Source organism: Thalassotalea ponticola (assembly GCF_041379045.1).
Taxonomy (GTDB): Bacteria; Pseudomonadota; Gammaproteobacteria; order Enterobacterales; family Alteromonadaceae; genus Thalassotalea_A; species Thalassotalea_A ponticola.
Map to the genome: position 1 here is coordinate 527158 of NZ_CP166871.1, position 17775 is coordinate 544932.

The following is a 17775-nucleotide window of genomic DNA, read 5'->3' on the forward strand; positions in this document are numbered from 1 at the left end:
GCTTACACTATTGCAGGCTTACACTCGCCATATTCACCACTTGGCAACCAGTGTATGTACCGTTAGACAGCTTGTTATTTTCCGATAATCTTAACTCACATCTCAGCTGCCCCTTAGCTAAGCCCTTATTCCAAGTTTGGATTAATTAAGTGGTTAATTGATCACAACGTATATCACCTTCGCATTAACTATTAAATTTTAATCATGATCATCGCCACTTAAATTGAGAATCTCAGGCAAGTTAATCTGAGACATTTCAGTGACTTTTCGACCAAATAAAAATTTTCTCTGCCAATTAACTTGAGATTTATTCATGATACTGCCTTCCAATTTGAGATTTATGTAATTTAAATTCGCCGATACGGAAAATATCAAATAGTTAGTATTTTTTAGGCTCGCAAAGGAAAATAAAAATTAATTATCTTAATTTATATAGTAGCGACCTAGGAAAACTGCATTCGGAATATAATGCATCCACATAGCTAATTCACAAATAAATTAAGCTGCGGTATGCTTGGTAAACAATAATGAAATAGGGTCGTTATTTTAAGACGAGAAAACTTTAGTATTATGAGCTACGGAAAGGACGATTATTACCTGTGTGATGGAGTGTATGGTGCTCCTTGGACTTGGCCTGACGATGACGAGTTCTCATTAGATGATGAGGAATTATCATCTAAGGAAAATACTGAAGTAGAAATTAATTTGAGAACTCAGTGGATGGAGTCACTTGATTCACCACGCTATTCATTGGATGATTATTTGAATGCTCTTTTCAAAGCGACTATTCACAAAGGACTTTACTTAGCAAGTTCGCGTTATTGTCGAGTAGAAAAAATACCTTCAGATTATGCCTTCGCAATATGTAAAAATTGTTCCATATCGGAATTGATAATATCAGACTTAAGCGGATATCGCTTGTTCCAGTCTATGGGAGATATTAAACGGCTAGATTTGTTTATTGAAGAATTAGTTAGGAAAAGGGATAAAATATCAGTTTATTTTAAAGTTTCCGAAATTCAGCTGTTTATTCATAGAGAGATGCAAATAAAGCATGGGGAAAGGTCACATTTATCAATGGATAGAGAAATTATGAGGGTTTTGCTTTCCATTATGCGGTTGTATTTCTTAGTAAATGAAACTAGGGAAATGAGCTTCGGAGGTTTTATCGAGTTGATGAAAAATTATAATGAAAAAATAGGACAGGTAAAGTCATATTGTCCTGATTACGTTATCGACTCCGGTAGACAATACAATACTAACTGGAGCGCGAGACATCAGCATTCCCTGTTATATTATCTTCCAGAAGTTATGAGAATTTTTGTTAAAAATTTGATGAGGCAACAGTTTTCGAGCTCTAAATCTGATGTAATTAAGGCGTTGCAAGACTCCGTAACGAAATACCATTTAACTTAATGAAAAGACTTGTTTGTTCCCGCTTCGACTCTAACATTCCAAACGCGGCTAAAATAAAAAAGCACAAAGTCAATTTTACCAATCCCCGAGTGATAAAAGAGTCTAACTACTACTGTTTAGCAACTGATGGAAATGAAGTTTTTAACGGTAAGAGAATGTCTCTTGATTCGTTTTTTCAGTGGTTCTCTGACAAAAATGAAACTTTACTTGTATTAACCGATAAAGAGGCTTCGCTTCTCGTACGGTGGGCAAATATTTTTGAAGTGAAATTAGTATCTTTTGAGAGTTCATTTCCAATATTTACAGATATTAGATTCAATCCCAATTTGGAAAAGAGTTTTGTTTTATTAGAAAAACATTTGTCATATATAAAACGGATTGGCTTAAATTCGAACAGAATAAATTCAGAACTGATAATGAAATCAGGGAAAACCATAAAGCGAAAGTTCGGTAATAAAACTAATTATGATGTGATGTTTGCACATGCTTATCTTCCACCATATCAAGAAGTTTTTAGATTTTGTGAATTTAGAAAAGATAGGATGATAATCGCGCTAGATTTTAATTCTATGTTTGCTAGTTGCATGGAGGGCCAATATTTAGACCCAGAAGAAGTGTATTATGAGCAAGTACATTCAAGTAGTGCTGAAAAATCATACCCCCCTGGGCTATATCATGTTGTGCTTAAAAGACCTCGCTCTGCATTCTTTGCCGAATATCACCCGTTTAAATATACGCAATTAGGGCTGTCTCTTCATTTTGATACAGAACAAAGTTGTGAAATTGAGACTCAACTTTTTCATTTCGAGCTAGAGGTTTTTAAAGAATATTTTGAAGAGGTTTATATCTTTTCAGTTTTGAGATCATCAAGACTAAAAGGACACCCGCTATATACAAAATCTCGACGACTTTATAGTCTTCGTATGAAGGCAAAAAGAAAGAATAAACTAGAATTGGAAAAGCTTTATAAACTTCAGTTGGCAATGTTACATAGCGTAACTAACAAAAAGTCGTATAAGAAAGTTGTGTGCGAATCTTATTCTGAATTACTGAATCTATTAAATGTTGAGTATTCACTGACGCTGCACAAAGAACAACCTCTCCTTATGAACTCATCTCCGTTATTGAAAAAGATCGGATTAAAAAATAACAATGATAAATTAGTAGGCTCATTCATTGACTTAAATAGTTCAGAGACCATATTTAGTTTCTCCAGTCAGGTGATAGCTAAATCTAGATTAAAGGTTTTTCAAACTTTAGTAGAACTTAAAAAGTTTAACGATCTGGATATATGTTATATCAACACAGACTCAATTCACATCTCTATACCTAGGGATTCATATCACTGCTTTATGGAACGTTATGCTGAAATGTTAGGGGATGATATTGGTAAGTTGAAAGTGCAGGCTATGGCGGGTCAGGCTATTTGGTTTGATATAGGGCATTATTTTCTTCTAGAAAATGCCAATATCGTAAAGTGGGCTAATTCGGGCTTAAATCATAAAGGGAATAAAAACCCTCATTTAGGGTTTAGAGAGAGATATCGAAAGCTGAAAGTTAATAATCGCTCAACGATATTGAAAGAAAAAGTAACTTTTTTATCGAGTCTATCGTATAAAAAAAACCTCCCGAAGAATATAGATATGAATCTGGATAAAATTGATTATCAAAGATTCAAAATAAGTGAGATTGCGAGCTTTGATCAAGCGTCTCTGCGTATAATGAAGGAGAGGCAAAAATCCTTTGCCGTAAAGAAGCAATATTTTGACTTTTTACGAGCTCATTACGTGTAGTCTGCTCTTTAGGTGCTAATTATTTTGCATTATAATGTTTTAAGCAGATGGGGGCAGGATGTTATTTATTCATCCTGTATTGCTGTAAGAGTGTTTCACTCGCCGCTATCGCGGATAAGTCCCTTAGAATGTTTTCATTCTTGCTCATTGAGCTACCCCCATCGGCTCACTTACTAACCTTTCTCTGCATCGTGATTAACTACGTTGTGATTCCTTTTCAAATAGTATCACTTAAATATTTAAGTCCAGTTGATAAATATTTGCACTTGCTTTAACTCGTTTATTACTTGGCGATGTGTGAACCACACTTTTTATGCTAGGGTTAATTATCGATAAGGGCTTATGTTTTAAGCCTAAACGCAAATCATTTGAAAGTTTTTTTAAATCTTTTGGATTGCAATAAACTGAAGATATGAGGTCTGATCCTGCCTGAAAGCCGATAATAAGTGTTTTGTCTTTGATGGCTAAAATGATATCGCTCAAGTCAATATTTCCACGATAAAGGACTTCAGTCATACCTGAGAGGCATTTCATTTTATTTGTCTTGTTGTATCCAGTTAGTAACTTAATTACAGGTGATACATCTACAGGCGTATTATGATGAAGGTTGGTTCCTCTCTTTGTTTTTACTAGCCCATGATCTAATAGCAATTGCATTTTATGTCTAGGGAGGGCTAATAACTCACAAGCTACTTCGTTATGTACATACAATGGAAGTATCTCGTTACTGAAGTTTATTCGAGCAATTTTATCGTGTTGCTGAATAACGCAGCTTGCAGGCCAAATGTTTTTTAGATTTTTAAATAAGATATTTAATGATGTTCCAGCAAAGTTTAGGGGATACAAATCAGAAAATTTATTGATAGATTTATAAACCAATTCCCTAGCAAAATTAAGATTGTTTAGAAGCTCATATCCATCTTTTACTCTTTCTTGGTAGTTAGGTATTGAAGCAAACCTATTTCGTTTTACAAACGGCTCATCTAGGTTATTTATAAAATAAGAAATCAAAAGGCAGTCAGCAACTTGGCTCTCACTTAAAGAGGTAAAACTATGCGAGCGTAATGGAGTCAACTCCAATCCACACAGTGGAGAAGAGCACCTGCCTTTCAGCAATGTTATATCCCAGGTTAGGGGGTGATTACAGCTACCACACTTGTCAATTAGCGGTTCACGATGCTCAGAGCATTGGTGAGTGAAAGGGCATTGAACTTCAGAATTTATATACCCCTTTTCATGAATACAGCGTAAACAAATTTTCGGCTCTATTTGTGTGGCTAGTTCAAAAAGAGGGGTTTTTATGTAGGCTCGCTTGAGCTTATGTGATTTTGCGTAAAATTGGATATCCGACGACAAGGAAACTTCATGCCCGCGCACTATTCTATTTATTAATGACTTAGGTATCATTCTATCTATATAAGTAAAGCCATTTCGCATCGCCAATCGGAGAGCATATCCAATGTTGCTTTCATCGGGGTACATCGTGGGAATAACTGCAAGTTGCATAAAAGGTGTCTAGTGGCCTGTTTGAAAAATACGATTAACAAGGGTATTGACTTCACTATCAGGAAGGTCGTCTGAACAAAATGGGTTTAATTTGGCTTTTCCGTACATGGAGTAGTTCTCTTTCAACTTTGACAGTAGCACCGATTTATCTTTTATATCCGACATGTCTTCAAGTAAAAACAAGCTCTCTAGCGTACTGAAACTGCGTTCCATATAGGCGAGATATAACCTATTGAGTAAAGGCCCATCTTTGTAATTTAAAAATGGAAAGCCTATTTTGTCGATAAACCAATTGATACATTCAAGCCAGTCGTCAGTTCGAGGCTCTATTTTTTCTAACTTTACAGAGCGCATCATTCTGCGGCTCAACTGCTCATTATCATCTACAGTTTTATCTGTTTTCCCAAAGGTTAGTAGTCTCATAGCCCGTTCACTACCAATAAACACGATTGAGGCTGGAAGCTCATCAAGCAAGCTACAAAAGTATTTGAGCGTATTGAGTGCTGTGACACCGTCGGTGTTGGGTAAAACTTGTTGTATTTCATCTAAAATAATAAGTTCAACACCCAGCTCTTTAACTAAGTGACGAAACTGTTCATCTAACTCTCCAGGCTCTGTCTTACCCTTTGGTGGCGTTGTTCCGAGTGCTTTGATTAAGAGCTTTAATATATCATCTATCTGCTTATTGGATTGTTTGAAGCGATATCTAAAAACAGGTCTAAACGTTTTTTCTCGAACTTTTCTTGGTGGAAATAGAGCCTCATATTGTTCAGCTAGAAATGATTTTCCCTCACCGGATTCCCCATATATGAGAACCCCTTTTTTATTTTTAGGCTGAGTATGCATTGCATGCACACGACATATTCTTTGCCAAGCCACTTCTAATGAATCATGTTTTACTAATGAGCTAGGAATTTTTATAAAAGGATAGTTTGAATTATTTTTTATTACCATCGTCGCGCTTTACCACTTGGTGTTTTAACTACTGAGTCTTTCGGTATCTTCGAACCTGACTCTTCTTGATGTTCAGTAATATCTAAGTTTGCATAAAATGCTTTTGAATCAGAAGGATTTGAGTTGTTTGAGTTGTTTATTCTTTCTGAAACAGTAAGCCCCTGACTGATGTTTTCCTCAAATGATGGAGCTTTAGGCCCGCTGGTTTTTTCACGGGTTTTCTGAGGGTAAAAACTTTCCACGTTTCCTTGGTAGTAGCCTGTAGGTGTATGTTTTTTGCCTTGGAAAATATCATAGCTCTTAGGCTTAAAACCTTTCAATTCATCAAAAGAAATGGGGCAAGGCATACTATCTAGATTGGCGTTAGCGGCTAATATTTCGCGAGCTTGATTCGTCAAAGGATCAATAAAGCTAACCGTCACATAGCGAGCGTCGAATGGATCAAAGAACACTTCGACATCTGGATTCTCCCCATTGTCAGAGTACGTAACCATCTCCTGATAGAGGGTTTTCAGCTCATCACTAAAAAAATTCTCGCCCAAAATATGAACACTTCCGCGAGCTTGTAACTTGTTACTTTGTTTATCTTTTAAAACATGAAATGCCTGAAGCATTTGATTATAAGGGGTGTGTGGTCTAGGAGTTCTTTTTATTGACTCATTCCACGCAACCACCGGAACTAACTTTGCTTCCTCATGAAATTTGTGCGTATACTCTGTTAAAAAAATGTTAAGCAAGCGAAGAAAGTCACTAACCTTCACATCAGCATATTTTTCCATTTTTTTCTCTAGCTTTTCATTGTTTATATCTGTTCTCTTGCCTTTGTAACTGTTAAAGCCCACTGTTTTAAGACCTTTATCATCCTCAAGAATCATTCCCTTGAAAAATGACTGCCGCAGGGTTTTGTTAAAAGATTCTACGAAGGGTTTTTTAACTGGCTGATTTGACGGCGTGTAAACGGGACTTATACCTAATCGTTGACAGGCTTTCCAGATGGCTGCGTTGTTAAAACCAGCGCCATTGTCCATGACCAAGGTAAATGGCTTTCCTTTCGCGATTAAATTTTCATCAGAAAAATAACACTGTCTCAGAAGGTTTAGGACATTTTCTTTGTTTTCTGCTTTTCCATAATCGACAACGACAGCAATTGGGTATCGAGTCATACAATCGATTGCGGTATAGAGAGAAATTGTCTTTGTTGGTTTCAGGGTCTCATCATCAATGAGACACATATTCACATGAAGCCTATCGAGCTCTACTCGTTGCATGGCAAAGTACGTTCTGATGCTTCTTCGTAAAGTCAGTAATAATTGATTCTTGGATGCTGATGAAAGCCTCGGGTTATTTAATTTGTCGCCGACCTCTTTTAATGATCCAAGTCTCCTATAAAAAGTTCTTTCACTCGCTAGCTTTATTTCGCTATCTATTTTTGCTTTTTCTTCAACTGCGCATTTGTAGGCTGCGTAATGAGCTCTCTTAATCTTTGAATCACTAGCAGACCAGACTGTCGATACGTGAGCCTGTATCTCGGCTTCGGTTTTTGCATTTAAACGAGATGCAGCAAATCTCCGTTTACTCGCTAGGCTATCTGGATCAAATCCAGATATTACCCATGTTCGCCAATAACGCGCTATTGTTGTTTGCGCAGGATGCTTCTTGATCAAGGTCTCAGGGTGTCGTTTTTCAACTTCCTTAATCAATTCCTTGTACGTGTTGAGCGTCGTGGCTGCTAAACCTTGGCTAGTTACTAAATCTCTTAACGTGAGAATATATTTTAAGCGATCATCTCTATCTGCCTTTTGATATTCCGTGAGAGGTACGTGAGGTTTCTCTTCGAGCTTATGTATGTATTTTTGTTCATCAAGATAGTTTTCGAAATCTTGAGATGACAGCATTGTTTTTTGAGATTTATCTTCATCTTTTTCAAGAACATAATTGTATGCATCTGCAAAAATCAGTGTTTGAATTTCACCTTTTTGATCATAAAATTTCGAACCGATACCAATACCCGTTACCATGTTTTTACCCTTGTAAGTAGGGTATCGCCCTCCAACAAGGACGATATGTCGAATTGGTAAAATCCACTTGATAACAAATAATATGCTTCTTCAACGCTTGAGTTAGAAATTTCACTTAGTGATTCAATTAAATCATTAAATGTGGTGAGTTCTGCAAAGTCACAATCATCGATTGAGAAGGATAATTCTAGAGACTTGCATGAAGCGATTAATTGATAATTAACTCTGACTATAGGTGACAAACCAACTTCAGTTACTATGCGTATTTCGGGTTCCCCGAGCGACTGTGAATAGTCAGAAAATTTCTGAATAGTAGCCTGATATTTATCATCAACTTTAGTCGAACTATGCACTTCAATATATTCAGAACTGCCATTAATATATTCAACGAGAAAATCAGGTGTTTTTGCTGAGATTTTTTCGAGTAATGGATTCTCAATGTGCATCGTCTCAACTTGGCTAGCGAATGAGGAAATTTGAGGGTCGCACTCAAAAATACATGCATAGCAGTATTCGAGAAAAGACTCTACCTTGATTGTTGTACCCGCCTTTTTTGAGTAAAAGCGAAATATATGTCGGCCACGATGCTTATTTGCATTGTACTTCACATTCATTGTGCCTACCTAGAACAGCGTTAAATTCAACTTTTAGAGTGCTCGATTTGAGCCACTCGAATTATGGCTGTATTAAAGACTGTCAGAGCAGAAAAAAACACAGAACCATTTGCGCTTTTTAAATTAAAGATTTTATATTGCTTTAATGGTGCTTTTTATCTAGCTTTAGGGCTGTTTCTTTAATTGTTTTTTTTAATGTCGATTGGGTTTTGGGGGTGTTTTGGTTAAGTACAAGTATTCATCTGAAAAGATTTTTGAGGTTTTAAGTGAACTCGAAGAAGCGGGGGGAGGAAATTCTGAGTTTTATAGAAAACACAACGTGAATAGCACTACGGTCTATGAATGGCGTAAAAAGTTTGCTCAGTTAAGTGTTGAAAGCATTAAACACTTGCGCCGTGTAGAAGCTGAAAATATTAAGCTGCTCAATGAGTGCGAAAAGTTGATCAGTCAAAGAAATGCTGCTGTAGAGTTTATTAAAAATCAATATCCATCGGACAAAGAACGCTGCGCTTTTGCTAGTGAGTTAGTTAAGAAGGGCATTATAGGGCCAACGGATGTCTGCGACTTATTTACCATAAAATTGAATGGTTTTCGTTATGAGCCTAAAAAGCGATAACACTGAGTTTTGACGTTGACTGTCTAAAGAAGGTTTATTCACATAGTTTTGCATCAAAACATCTTGTGAACATTTTTATTGGAATTACGATAACTATTTTGAGCATTAAAATGAATTGGACATTAAATTGATGGTATAGAGAAGACTTAATGCAACATAACGTGATATAGCCTAAATAACGCTTATATGTAGTAGCTCATATCTAATCTGACACTTGTCATTGACAGGGTTTAGGCTTAATCTGACAGACTGCAATGTCGATAAACGGACGGTCACAGTCATTTACTGCAATAGGCTCAAATCTGAATAGCTGACGTTGAGCGGGTACTGCTGAGCTAGGTCATTTATGCCCCAAAACGAGTTAGCGCTAATACTCCATTTTAGGCTGAAGACTATCAAAAACAATTAAACTGATCCTGTTGTTCAAAGTAAGATTTTTGAAGAAACAAGCTCAACGAGTGTATTGCAGAATAACTACTTTTTGAACTGTTATTTAACAGGATGGAATGAATTAATAATTAGTGTTGTGACATCAATGACATAGTGTTTTTTATTCGTTATATTTATCTCAATAAAAAATATATGACAAAAAAGATTATAAAGGGAATTTGTATGAAAACTATTTTACCATTAACCATAGGGATCAGCATTCTATTAATAGGTTGTAATTCCACACTAATTTATCGAAAAGTTTCTGAATCAGAAATACCTGAATATAAATCCAAATTATCCTTAAATGAATTAATACAATACAAATCGAATTGGAAGCAGCCTGAGAATAAGAGCGAGCCTTGTGAAATGTTGATGGAAAGGTATGCACCTGTATCAGTTGAGAGCCAGTCCTACTCAATCACTTGGGATGGTGAATGCGAGGGAGGCAAAGCATCAGGGCTTGGTAAAGTGGTCGCAAATCTAGGTGCTGTAGAGAGCTATGAAATAGGCTATGTAAAAGGTGGTATATCTGAACAATATTACTATAGCGGAGTAAAGGGAGCGAATATTGTCAAATATGGCCTCTACATAAGAGAAGGTAATAATTCTGTAAAAACACTAGATAATTATGCTGTTACTAAAAGTGATGGCGAGATAGATTATGTGTACCTATCAGTTGAAACTGATAAGACTACAGGGATAGCACTAGGCTCAAATTATAGAAAATATAATGATGGAACGGCAACGCAAATAGGATATTTTGGCAATGGTTATTTCTTCGGAAATAGACAAAATTTCGATACCAACTCGACTAACACGGCAAATCTATGGGGCTTCTTTAATACAAACACTGATAAGCCAGATAATTATGTTGTCCTTAAGAACAATCAAGGAACTTGGCATCAGCTTTTTGAATATGGCTCAGCGAAAGAAACTGTTCAGTTACCAGAGAAGTATTTAAATACTTTAATGAGAGTAACAGAGGAAGGTGCTCAAGCTACTAATAAAGTTAGACAAAGTGGTCAGTATGCTTTAGCAATGAAAAAGAAATATGATGCGCAAACAGTGGCACCTACTAAAAATATACCAGATGAGCCTCAACCTGAGACTTCTAAAGGAATTGCAACTGGCACAGGTTTCTTTATTTCTAATGATGGTTATGTGCTTACCAATAGTCACGTAATAGAAGGTTCATCAAACATTTCAATTATTCTAAATGGTAAATCTGTATCGGCTACTTTAGTTGATCATGACCCGAGCAATGATATCGCTTTGCTCAAAGTAGAGGAGGCGGTTGAAGGTTTGCCTATTGAGCTTAAGACGAAAACGAAGCAAGGGACTGAAATTGCTGTATTAGGCTATCCAAATATAGGGTTACAAGGTAACGAACAAAAAGCGACATTCGGCTATATTAATGCTAATTCAGGTATCCAAGGCGATACACGTTATTTTCAAATCAGTTCGCCTATCCAGCCCGGAAACTCTGGTAGCCCAATGGTAACTAATCAAGGCGTAGTCATTGGCATTGCTTCTGCATCGTTAAATCAATCAGCAGCTATTAGAGCTACGGGAACATTGGCACAAAATGTAAATTATGCCGTTAAAATAGCTTATGCACTGCCAATGCTGATAAATCATGGTGTGGACTTTATTGAACCAGCTAAGCAAAAATCCTTGGAAAAAACAGAGCTGATAGAAAGTATCTCTAATAGTGTCGTGCTTGTAATTGCTGAATAAATGCCAGAGGAAAGCTGAATAATGGATTTTTTTTCCGGTGTTAGTGTTATTGCTGCTGTGCTTTCCGCTGTCTCAGCTTTCTTTGCATGGAGAGTTACTAATAAAGCTTATAGATTTAATAAGAGTCTTGTTTTACATAAATCTGAACTAGAAATGATAGATAGCCTGATCGAAAGCTTGATAAAACTTAAATCTGTCAGACAATTGAATCCTTTGGAAATGCCTGATGATGATTTCTTAAATACTGAAAAGCTCTTAGATGATATTAAGGTGAAAATTGATTCTATTTGTAATTCAAATAAAGAGGTCGAAACAGCCGTTAAAAGCTGGTCAAATAAACCAGAGGGGAGGATACTGACTCTGATTAAGTCTAAAAATTCTTGGGAAGAAATTAAAGAGTCTGACCCTGATTTTTTAGATGGAATAATTGATTACTTTAAAATAATTAAAAAGGATTTGCTTAAGTAGAAATGTTGATTTCAGATAACTCTACCCATATGAATTAGTCCATACAAGTCAGGGTTAATTTCTATGTATATAACGTGCGTAGTTCTAACACTTTCAGACCTCAGTTGTGAGATGCCTCTAAATTGTTTTTATCCAAAAATGTCTAGGTTAGTCAGGTCGATTCACATCTAGCAATAAGTTACTAAGTTTGATACTAGCGTGTAAATTAAAAAAGTGAGTAATAGCGCTAGAAAAACGCGCTATTTTGCCCTATTAAATTGTTATGAAAAGTGGAGGGTTAAGTGTTAAATCGTAATAAATTACTCCAGTTGTCATTATCTGAAATACCTTCAGAAACAGAGTACCTTGATTATAAACAACAAATTGATATTACCTCTGAATCTGGGCGAGCTAAATTAATTCGCTTAATTTGTGCAATGAATAATAGTAATCCCAATGCCCATTCATTTATTTTTGTTGGTATTGGCGATGATAAAACCATCATAGGAGTCCCCTTTTTAGATGATGCTAAATTTCAAAACGCAGTTAAAGGATTCATAAGTAATTGCCCCAAATTGTCATATGAAAATATAAATTTCAATGACACTGCTCCAGAAAAATTTATTGGTATTATTACGATATATCCTAGCGAAAACATAAGCTATGTAGCTAAGAATATTTGGAAGCTAAAAGAAGGAGATAAATTCATCCGTCGGGGTAGTACAACAGAGAAGTATGATGGGGATAATGAGCATTTGCATAAGAATATTCGAGTTAAGCAAAATCAATTCGAATCAAATCAACTAACTCAAAAAGCAACAGTTTCATTAGGTTCAACTTTAGATGCAGTCATATCTTTCTATAATGACACCGATAAAGAGTACAACCCTCGGCATTACGTCTTTAATGATCAATGTGTTGTAGGTATTTCTACTTGGTATGAAGAAAACTCTGACTATCATTCAGAGGTGACAGTTTCCATTTTGAATGATCAAGTTACTTATTTTTGGTCAGCTTTGGATACTGTTAAAATCGAATGCTTAGAACAGCATATTTTAATTGAAGAGCAAGCTTTAGTATTCTGGCAAGGTGAACGAATATATTTTCCATTTAAATTAACTAAACTAGATTTTTCAAAATTAGGTAGTTACAGCGTTCAAAAAAAATTACTACTTTCCATGCCTCATTTAACTACCGAAGAAATAGCTGATTTTATTAATAGCATCCCTGGTAAGTTAAAGCGTGAAAAGGAGTACATTGAAATACTTCCATACGAACTATTATTAGCCGCTCTCAATGGTTCTCAAAAAGCAGTAAGTTTATTGCTTAATAAAAATAATGGTAATATAGATGGTGCATTAGCCGAATCATATAGCGAAGCAATACTCATATACAATGAGCTAAAGGATAGCGTACTGTTTTAATAATAAGTTGCTTAAACGGACAAAAAATAGCTGGCTTTTGCTCGTTCCTCGCTAATTTTAGACTACAATTATTTGTCGCTTGACGTGGCGTTAATACTCCAAAGCTACCGTATATTAGAAATAGCTAACGGGCCGAGTCTGGCACAACAGAGACGTTTAAAGTAAGAATTTTCCACCGAAGGAGTTGCCGCACAATGAAACTGATGGGATAACTCCTGATGCTCACACTATATAAAGTCTGAATAACCTTTATGCTCTTATCTCCGACTTGATCCGCTTGTTGATTTCAGAGCGATGCACGCTGACCGCTTCTGGTGCGTCGATTCCGATTTTCACCTGTTCCCCCTGGATTAAAATAATTTTGCAGGCTATGTTGTTGCCTATATGGATAGTTTGTCCAATTTTTCGGATGAGAATAAGCATGGTAAATCCTTTTAATTGAAATGATGGAAGAAAAGCAAGGTAACCGTGTCGAGAGCATGTCCTTGCCCATTCAATTAGAGTGTAGTTCAGTGTTTGACTTGTGACAAAGCCACATGACTTGCATATCGCTGACTTGGTTAATGCCTCATTAGCTAGCTTTGATGAGATGAACGCCAACGTCTAATGAACAATTCCAGTCTATTTGCAATTCACTTCGTAAATACCTTTTATGGCGCAGTAAACTTCAAGCGCTCAAGGCAAGGTTCGGGAGTTGATTTGGCCGTTTAAGGCTTGAAGATAAATGCGGGTTTCGTGGTCAATTTAGTGCGGAATGTACAATTATCTCTAATAGAGCCGCTATTTTAGAGAACGAAGAAGATCTAACTTAGTTTTCATTTATACGTGTACTTAATCTCAAAATCTCAGGTAGCCACGAATTCTCAACTTAAGTGGCGATGATCAATCAAAACAAGCACAACAATTGGTCAACGAGCCAGTTCTGATGCACTTATTTGGTGCGCGAGTTTCCTTTGAATATCACCAGCTCATATTAAGCTATTGTTTTTTATTGTTTTTGTTCTTGTGGTACGCAAATTGAAAGCAATAGGATAGCAACTACTTAGGGGGCGAGATGAAATTAATAAACGCAATAATTAAACCATTTAAATTGGACGACGTCAGAGAGGCAATTTCTGAAGTTGGTGTTGAAGGTCTAACCGTATCTGAAGTACGCGGTTTTGGTCGTCAAAAGGGACATACCGAACTTTATCGGGGGGCGGAGTACCAAGTCGATTTCTTACCGAAAGTGAAGCTGGAGATTGCGGTGAAATCCGAAGATGCAGAGCGCGTAGTGGAAGCTATCAGCAAATCAGCGCATACCGGCAAAATTGGTGACGGTAAAATATTTGTTTACGATCTTGATCAAGCCGTGCGAATTCGCACTGGCGAACTAGATTCTGCAGCACTTTAACAGGGGGAAATGATGGAAGAGTTAACGACTTTATCAGGTACGGTTGCAGAGCTTCGCTTTGCTCTTGATACCTTTTACTTTTTGCTTTCGGGCGTCTTAGTTATGTGGATGGCTGCGGGTTTTGCCATGCTTGAAGCAGGTATGGTGCGCTCAAAGAACACCACCGAAATTTTAACAAAGAATATATCACTATATTCAATAGCTTGCGTTATGTTCCTACTGGTTGGCTATAACATTATGTACGTTGATAATGCCGAAGGGGGAATGTTACCGTCTGTGGCGACGTTAATTGGTAGCCAGGCAGCAGATGCAGACCATTCACTCGAGTCTGACTTCTTCTTCCAAGTGGTATTCGTTGCAACGGCAATGTCTATCGTATCAGGGGCCGTTGCAGAGCGAATGAAACTGTGGGCGTTTTTAGTCTTTACCGTAATACTGACTGGTTTTATCTATCCCGTTGAAGGCTACTGGACATGGGGCGGTGGATTTTTATCTGAAGCGGGCTTTAGCGACTTTGCCGGCTCAGGTATTGTTCATATGGCCGGTGCAGCTGCAGCCTTAGCGGGGGTTATTTTACTCGGTGCTCGTAAAGGCAAATACGGTAAAAATGGCGAAATATTCCCAATCCCAGGTTCAAATATGCCGCTGGCAACGCTTGGTACGTTCATTTTATGGATGGGTTGGTTTGGCTTTAACGGCGGTTCACAATTACTTGTTTCGGATGCTGAAAATGCCACAGCGGTTGGTCAGATTTTTGTCAATACCAATGCTGCTGCCGCTGCGGGTGCTATTGCCGCTTTATTGTTGAACAAAGTGATTTGGGGCAAGGCCGACTTAACCATGATTTTAAATGGCGCATTAGCTGGTTTAGTAACCATAACTGCTGATCCTTTATCACCATCACCATTGTTTGCCAGCTTACTTGGCGCACTAGGTGGCATGTTAGTGGTTATCTCAATTACCTCATTAGACAAGCTGAAAATTGACGATCCAGTTGGTGCTATTTCGGTTCACGGTGTGGTTGGCTTCTTCGCTCTTATGGTCGTGCCGTTTAGTAACTCAGAGGCAACCTTTGGCGCGCAACTATACGGTGCATTCGTTATATTTGCTTGGGTATTTGCTGCCAGCTTCGCCGTTTGGTTTGTGTTGAAGAAAACCATGGGTATCCGAGTGAGTGACGAAGAAGAATACAACGGTGTCGATAAATCTGATTGTGGTATTGAAGCGTACCCTGAGTTTGTTTCACTGAAAAGTTAAGGCGCCAAAAACGCAATGTAATGGCGCACATATAACTGATAAGGGCTGGATTTATCTAGCCTTTTTTTTACCGATAGATTTGGTCAACTAAATTGCCTTGGCGTCTTGCGCCAAGGGCAAATAGCCGCTGTTATTTATTGCCACTTAGTTATGCCAATGCTATGTTAATTTTAATGTTAAGTGAGCAATCAATGCGCGTTATGTCATAACCGTGAGTGTTTGTGGATAAGTAGAGGTGGTAGAATGAAAACAGTTGTATCTCTTTGGGCTGTCGGAGTGACAGCGTGTGTTATGCTCGGTTGTGCGTCGTCAGACAATTACGGCTGTGAAGACATTGTTTTTAATGAAGAGCAACGTCAATATTGTGCTCATTTACAGCAACAAATCAAAGACGCTGACGGCCAACCAATAATTCGTACAGAGCTCGAACGCCGATATGAACAAGATTGTGTTGATATTCGTTACTTTCGCGACGATAAACGCGATGAGCGCTGTTTAACCGAGCAAGTAAAGCAAGAGTTAAAAACCAAACAAGAATAACGATGCGTGTATAAGGAGCTTATATGATGTACGCAAAAGCCTTGTTCATTTTTTTGTTGACCTATTCATCGCTGTTATTGCCGAGCAAGGTAAGCGCTAGCGAGTCGTCTAGTGGTGCGGCTCAGGTAGATAGTATCGCCGAATTTAAGGCGTTGCTTGCGGCCAATAAGGGCAGAGTTGTTTATGTCGATTTTTGGGCGTCTTGGTGCATTCCGTGTAAACAGTCGTTCGCTTGGATGAATGACATGCAAAAAAAGTATCAACAACAAGACTTGGTTATTGTCGCCGTTAATCTCGACGTAAAAAGGTCGATGGCCAACGAGTTTATCCAACAGCACCCTGTCGATTTTTCGATACTTTACGATCCTCAAGGGCGGTTAGCTAAACAATTTAAGCTCAAGGGGATGCCGAGTAGTTTTATTTTCGACAGAAGCGGTAAGCTAGTACAAGCTCATACCGGTTTTTTTACCGAGCAGCAGGACCAATACGAAGCTAATGTAGTGGCTGTACTCAACAACCAAAGTGACTAACGAGGCGCAATGAATAGCTAATTGGCTGACGCTGATTGGCAAGCTAGCTTGAGTAAGTAAAGCGACAAAAAAAAGCCGGCGCATGCGCCGGCTTTTTTTTATTGGTCTAGGCCTATTGATTGATAAAATCAATACCTTCTTGAATGTCTTTGTTCAGCGTTGCAAGCATGTCGTCTTTTGCTTTTTGCTCGTAAGCGCTTAACTCGCCGTACGGCAAGTACTCTTCAACACCGTTTTTGCCTAGGCGTACAGGTTGAGCGAAGTACTCAGCGTCACCAGTGTTGCCCTGAACGTATGCATAGTCAATAACATCGGCTTCACCTTGTAAACCACGTACTAGTGACATACAAAAACGAGCCGCAGCTGCGCCCATTGATAACGTTGCTGAGCCACCGCCAGCTTTGGCGTTAACAACTTCTGTACCAGCATTTTGGATGCGCGGTGTAAGAGCATCGATTTCTTCTTGGCTAAATTCAACGCCTTCAACTTGAGACAGTAGTGGTAAAATTGTGGTACCAGAGTGACCACCGATAACCGGCACTTTGATATCGTTGGTTGATTTGCCTTTTAACTCAGCAATAAAAGTTTCACTGCGGATAACGTCAAGGGTTGTTACACCAAATACGCGGTTTGCTTCATAAGTGCCAGCCTTTTTAAATACTTCGGCAACAATAGGCACGGTGCCATTTACCGGGTTGGTAATAACACCAACTAAGGCTTTAGGGCAGTTAGCAACAATACCCTCGGCTAGAGTTTTAATGATGCCCGCATTAACGGCAAATAGATCTGCGCGATCCATGCCCGGTTTGCGCGGCATACCTGCTGGAATGATTACAATGTCACAGCCTTGTAATGCAGGTGCTAGGTCATCAGCACCGTAGCCCTTAACGGTAACATCGGTAGGGATGTGAGATAAGTCAACAGCAACACCGGGAACAACAGGCGCTACGTCATACAAAGAAAGCTCAGAACCCGCAGGTAGTTGAGTTTTTAGTAAAAGAGATAATGCTTGACCGATACCACCGGCTGCACCTAATACAGCTACTTTCATTGAATTTCTCCAGAAGTGATTTGAGGGAGTAATTGTCAACTCAGCCT

The 17775-nt window shown here is 38.0% G+C and carries 16 protein-coding genes; 10 read left to right on the plus strand and 6 right to left on the minus strand.

The genetic code is table 11. The features are described from left to right. The first annotated feature begins 570 nt into the window (after nt 1-570). Both ACAY30_RS02380 and ACAY30_RS02385 read left to right on the plus strand, forming a co-directional pair. Nucleotides 571-1416 carry a hypothetical protein gene (locus ACAY30_RS02380; RefSeq protein ID WP_290252442.1) on the plus strand — a complete coding sequence of 282 codons (846 nt, stop codon included), beginning with the start codon at nt 571-573 and terminating at the stop codon, nt 1414-1416. Then, nucleotides 1416-3209, plus strand: a complete 1794-nt coding sequence (locus ACAY30_RS02385; RefSeq protein ID WP_290252443.1) for a hypothetical protein — start codon at nt 1416-1418, stop codon at nt 3207-3209. The genes ACAY30_RS02380 and ACAY30_RS02385 overlap by 1 nt, the downstream gene beginning before the upstream one ends. A 231-nt stretch (nt 3210-3440) precedes the next feature. Here ACAY30_RS02385 and ACAY30_RS02390 read toward each other — a convergent pair whose 3' ends face one another. The 4 genes from ACAY30_RS02390 to ACAY30_RS02405 are packed head-to-tail and all read right to left on the minus strand — an operon-like array spanning nt 3441 to nt 8301. Further along, nucleotides 3441-4715, minus strand: a complete 1275-nt coding sequence (locus ACAY30_RS02390; RefSeq protein ID WP_290252444.1) for a hypothetical protein — start codon at nt 4713-4715, stop codon at nt 3441-3443. A gap of 9 nt (nt 4716-4724) precedes the next feature. After that, entirely contained in the window at nt 4725-5669 is a 945-nt protein-coding gene (locus tag ACAY30_RS02395) for a TniB family NTP-binding protein (protein ID WP_290252445.1), read from the minus strand. Next, nucleotides 5663-7687: a transposase family protein gene (locus ACAY30_RS02400; RefSeq protein ID WP_290252446.1), complete on the minus strand. Its 2025-nt coding sequence runs from the start codon at nt 7685-7687 to the stop codon at nt 5663-5665. The genes ACAY30_RS02395 and ACAY30_RS02400 overlap by 7 nt, the downstream gene beginning before the upstream one ends. Further along, nucleotides 7681-8301, minus strand: coding sequence for a TnsA endonuclease N-terminal domain-containing protein (locus ACAY30_RS02405; RefSeq protein WP_290252447.1), 621 nt, complete (start codon nt 8299-8301; stop codon nt 7681-7683). The genes ACAY30_RS02400 and ACAY30_RS02405 overlap by 7 nt, the downstream gene beginning before the upstream one ends. Before the next feature lie 220 nt (nt 8302-8521). Here ACAY30_RS02405 and ACAY30_RS02410 point away from each other — a divergent pair, with 220 nt between their 5' ends. The 4 genes from ACAY30_RS02410 to ACAY30_RS02425 all read left to right on the plus strand — a co-directional run bounded on the left by ACAY30_RS02410 (nt 8522) and on the right by ACAY30_RS02425 (nt 12957). After that, a complete protein-coding gene (locus tag ACAY30_RS02410) occupies nt 8522-8917 on the plus strand; it encodes a transposase (protein WP_290252448.1) in 396 nt (131 codons plus the stop codon). Nucleotides 8918-9529: 612 nt separating this feature from the next. Continuing rightward, nucleotides 9530-11086 (plus strand): S1C family serine protease, encoded by a 1557-nt coding sequence (locus ACAY30_RS02415; protein ID WP_290252449.1) that lies wholly within the window; start codon nt 9530-9532, stop codon nt 11084-11086. Nucleotides 11087-11107: 21 nt separating this feature from the next. Then, a complete protein-coding gene (locus ACAY30_RS02420) occupies nt 11108-11554 on the plus strand; it encodes a hypothetical protein (protein WP_290252450.1) in 447 nt (148 codons plus the stop codon). 281 nt (nt 11555-11835) lie between these two features. Further along, a complete protein-coding gene (locus tag ACAY30_RS02425; protein ID WP_290252451.1) occupies nt 11836-12957 on the plus strand; it encodes a helix-turn-helix domain-containing protein in 1122 nt (373 codons plus the stop codon). 249 nt (nt 12958-13206) lie between these two features. On the opposite strand, the gene csrA is transcribed toward ACAY30_RS02425, so the two are convergent. After that, nucleotides 13207-13380, minus strand: coding sequence for a carbon storage regulator CsrA (gene csrA, locus ACAY30_RS02430; RefSeq protein ID WP_290252452.1), 174 nt, complete (start codon nt 13378-13380; stop codon nt 13207-13209). A 631-nt stretch (nt 13381-14011) separates the two neighbouring features. Here csrA and ACAY30_RS02435 point away from each other — a divergent pair. The 4 genes from ACAY30_RS02435 (at nt 14012) to ACAY30_RS02450 (ending at nt 16677) form a co-directional block, all read left to right on the plus strand. Then, the gene (locus tag ACAY30_RS02435) at nt 14012-14350 is read left to right on the plus strand and encodes a P-II family nitrogen regulator (RefSeq protein ID WP_290252453.1); all 339 of its coding nucleotides are present in this window, start codon (nt 14012-14014) and stop codon (nt 14348-14350) included. A gap of 12 nt (nt 14351-14362) precedes the next feature. Next, the gene (locus ACAY30_RS02440) at nt 14363-15607 is read left to right on the plus strand and encodes an ammonium transporter (protein ID WP_290252454.1); all 1245 of its coding nucleotides are present in this window, start codon (nt 14363-14365) and stop codon (nt 15605-15607) included. Nucleotides 15608-15850: 243 nt separating this feature from the next. Then, entirely contained in the window at nt 15851-16147 is a 297-nt protein-coding gene (locus tag ACAY30_RS02445) for a hypothetical protein (RefSeq protein ID WP_290252456.1), read from the plus strand. Nucleotides 16148-16170: 23 nt separating this feature from the next. Then, nucleotides 16171-16677, plus strand: coding sequence for a TlpA disulfide reductase family protein (locus tag ACAY30_RS02450; RefSeq protein WP_290252457.1), 507 nt, complete (start codon nt 16171-16173; stop codon nt 16675-16677). A gap of 112 nt (nt 16678-16789) precedes the next feature. On the opposite strand, the gene mdh is transcribed toward ACAY30_RS02450, so the two are convergent. Further along, the gene (gene mdh, locus ACAY30_RS02455; protein ID WP_290252458.1) at nt 16790-17728 is read right to left on the minus strand and encodes a malate dehydrogenase; all 939 of its coding nucleotides are present in this window, start codon (nt 17726-17728) and stop codon (nt 16790-16792) included. Nucleotides 17729-17775: the final 47 nt, after the last annotated feature.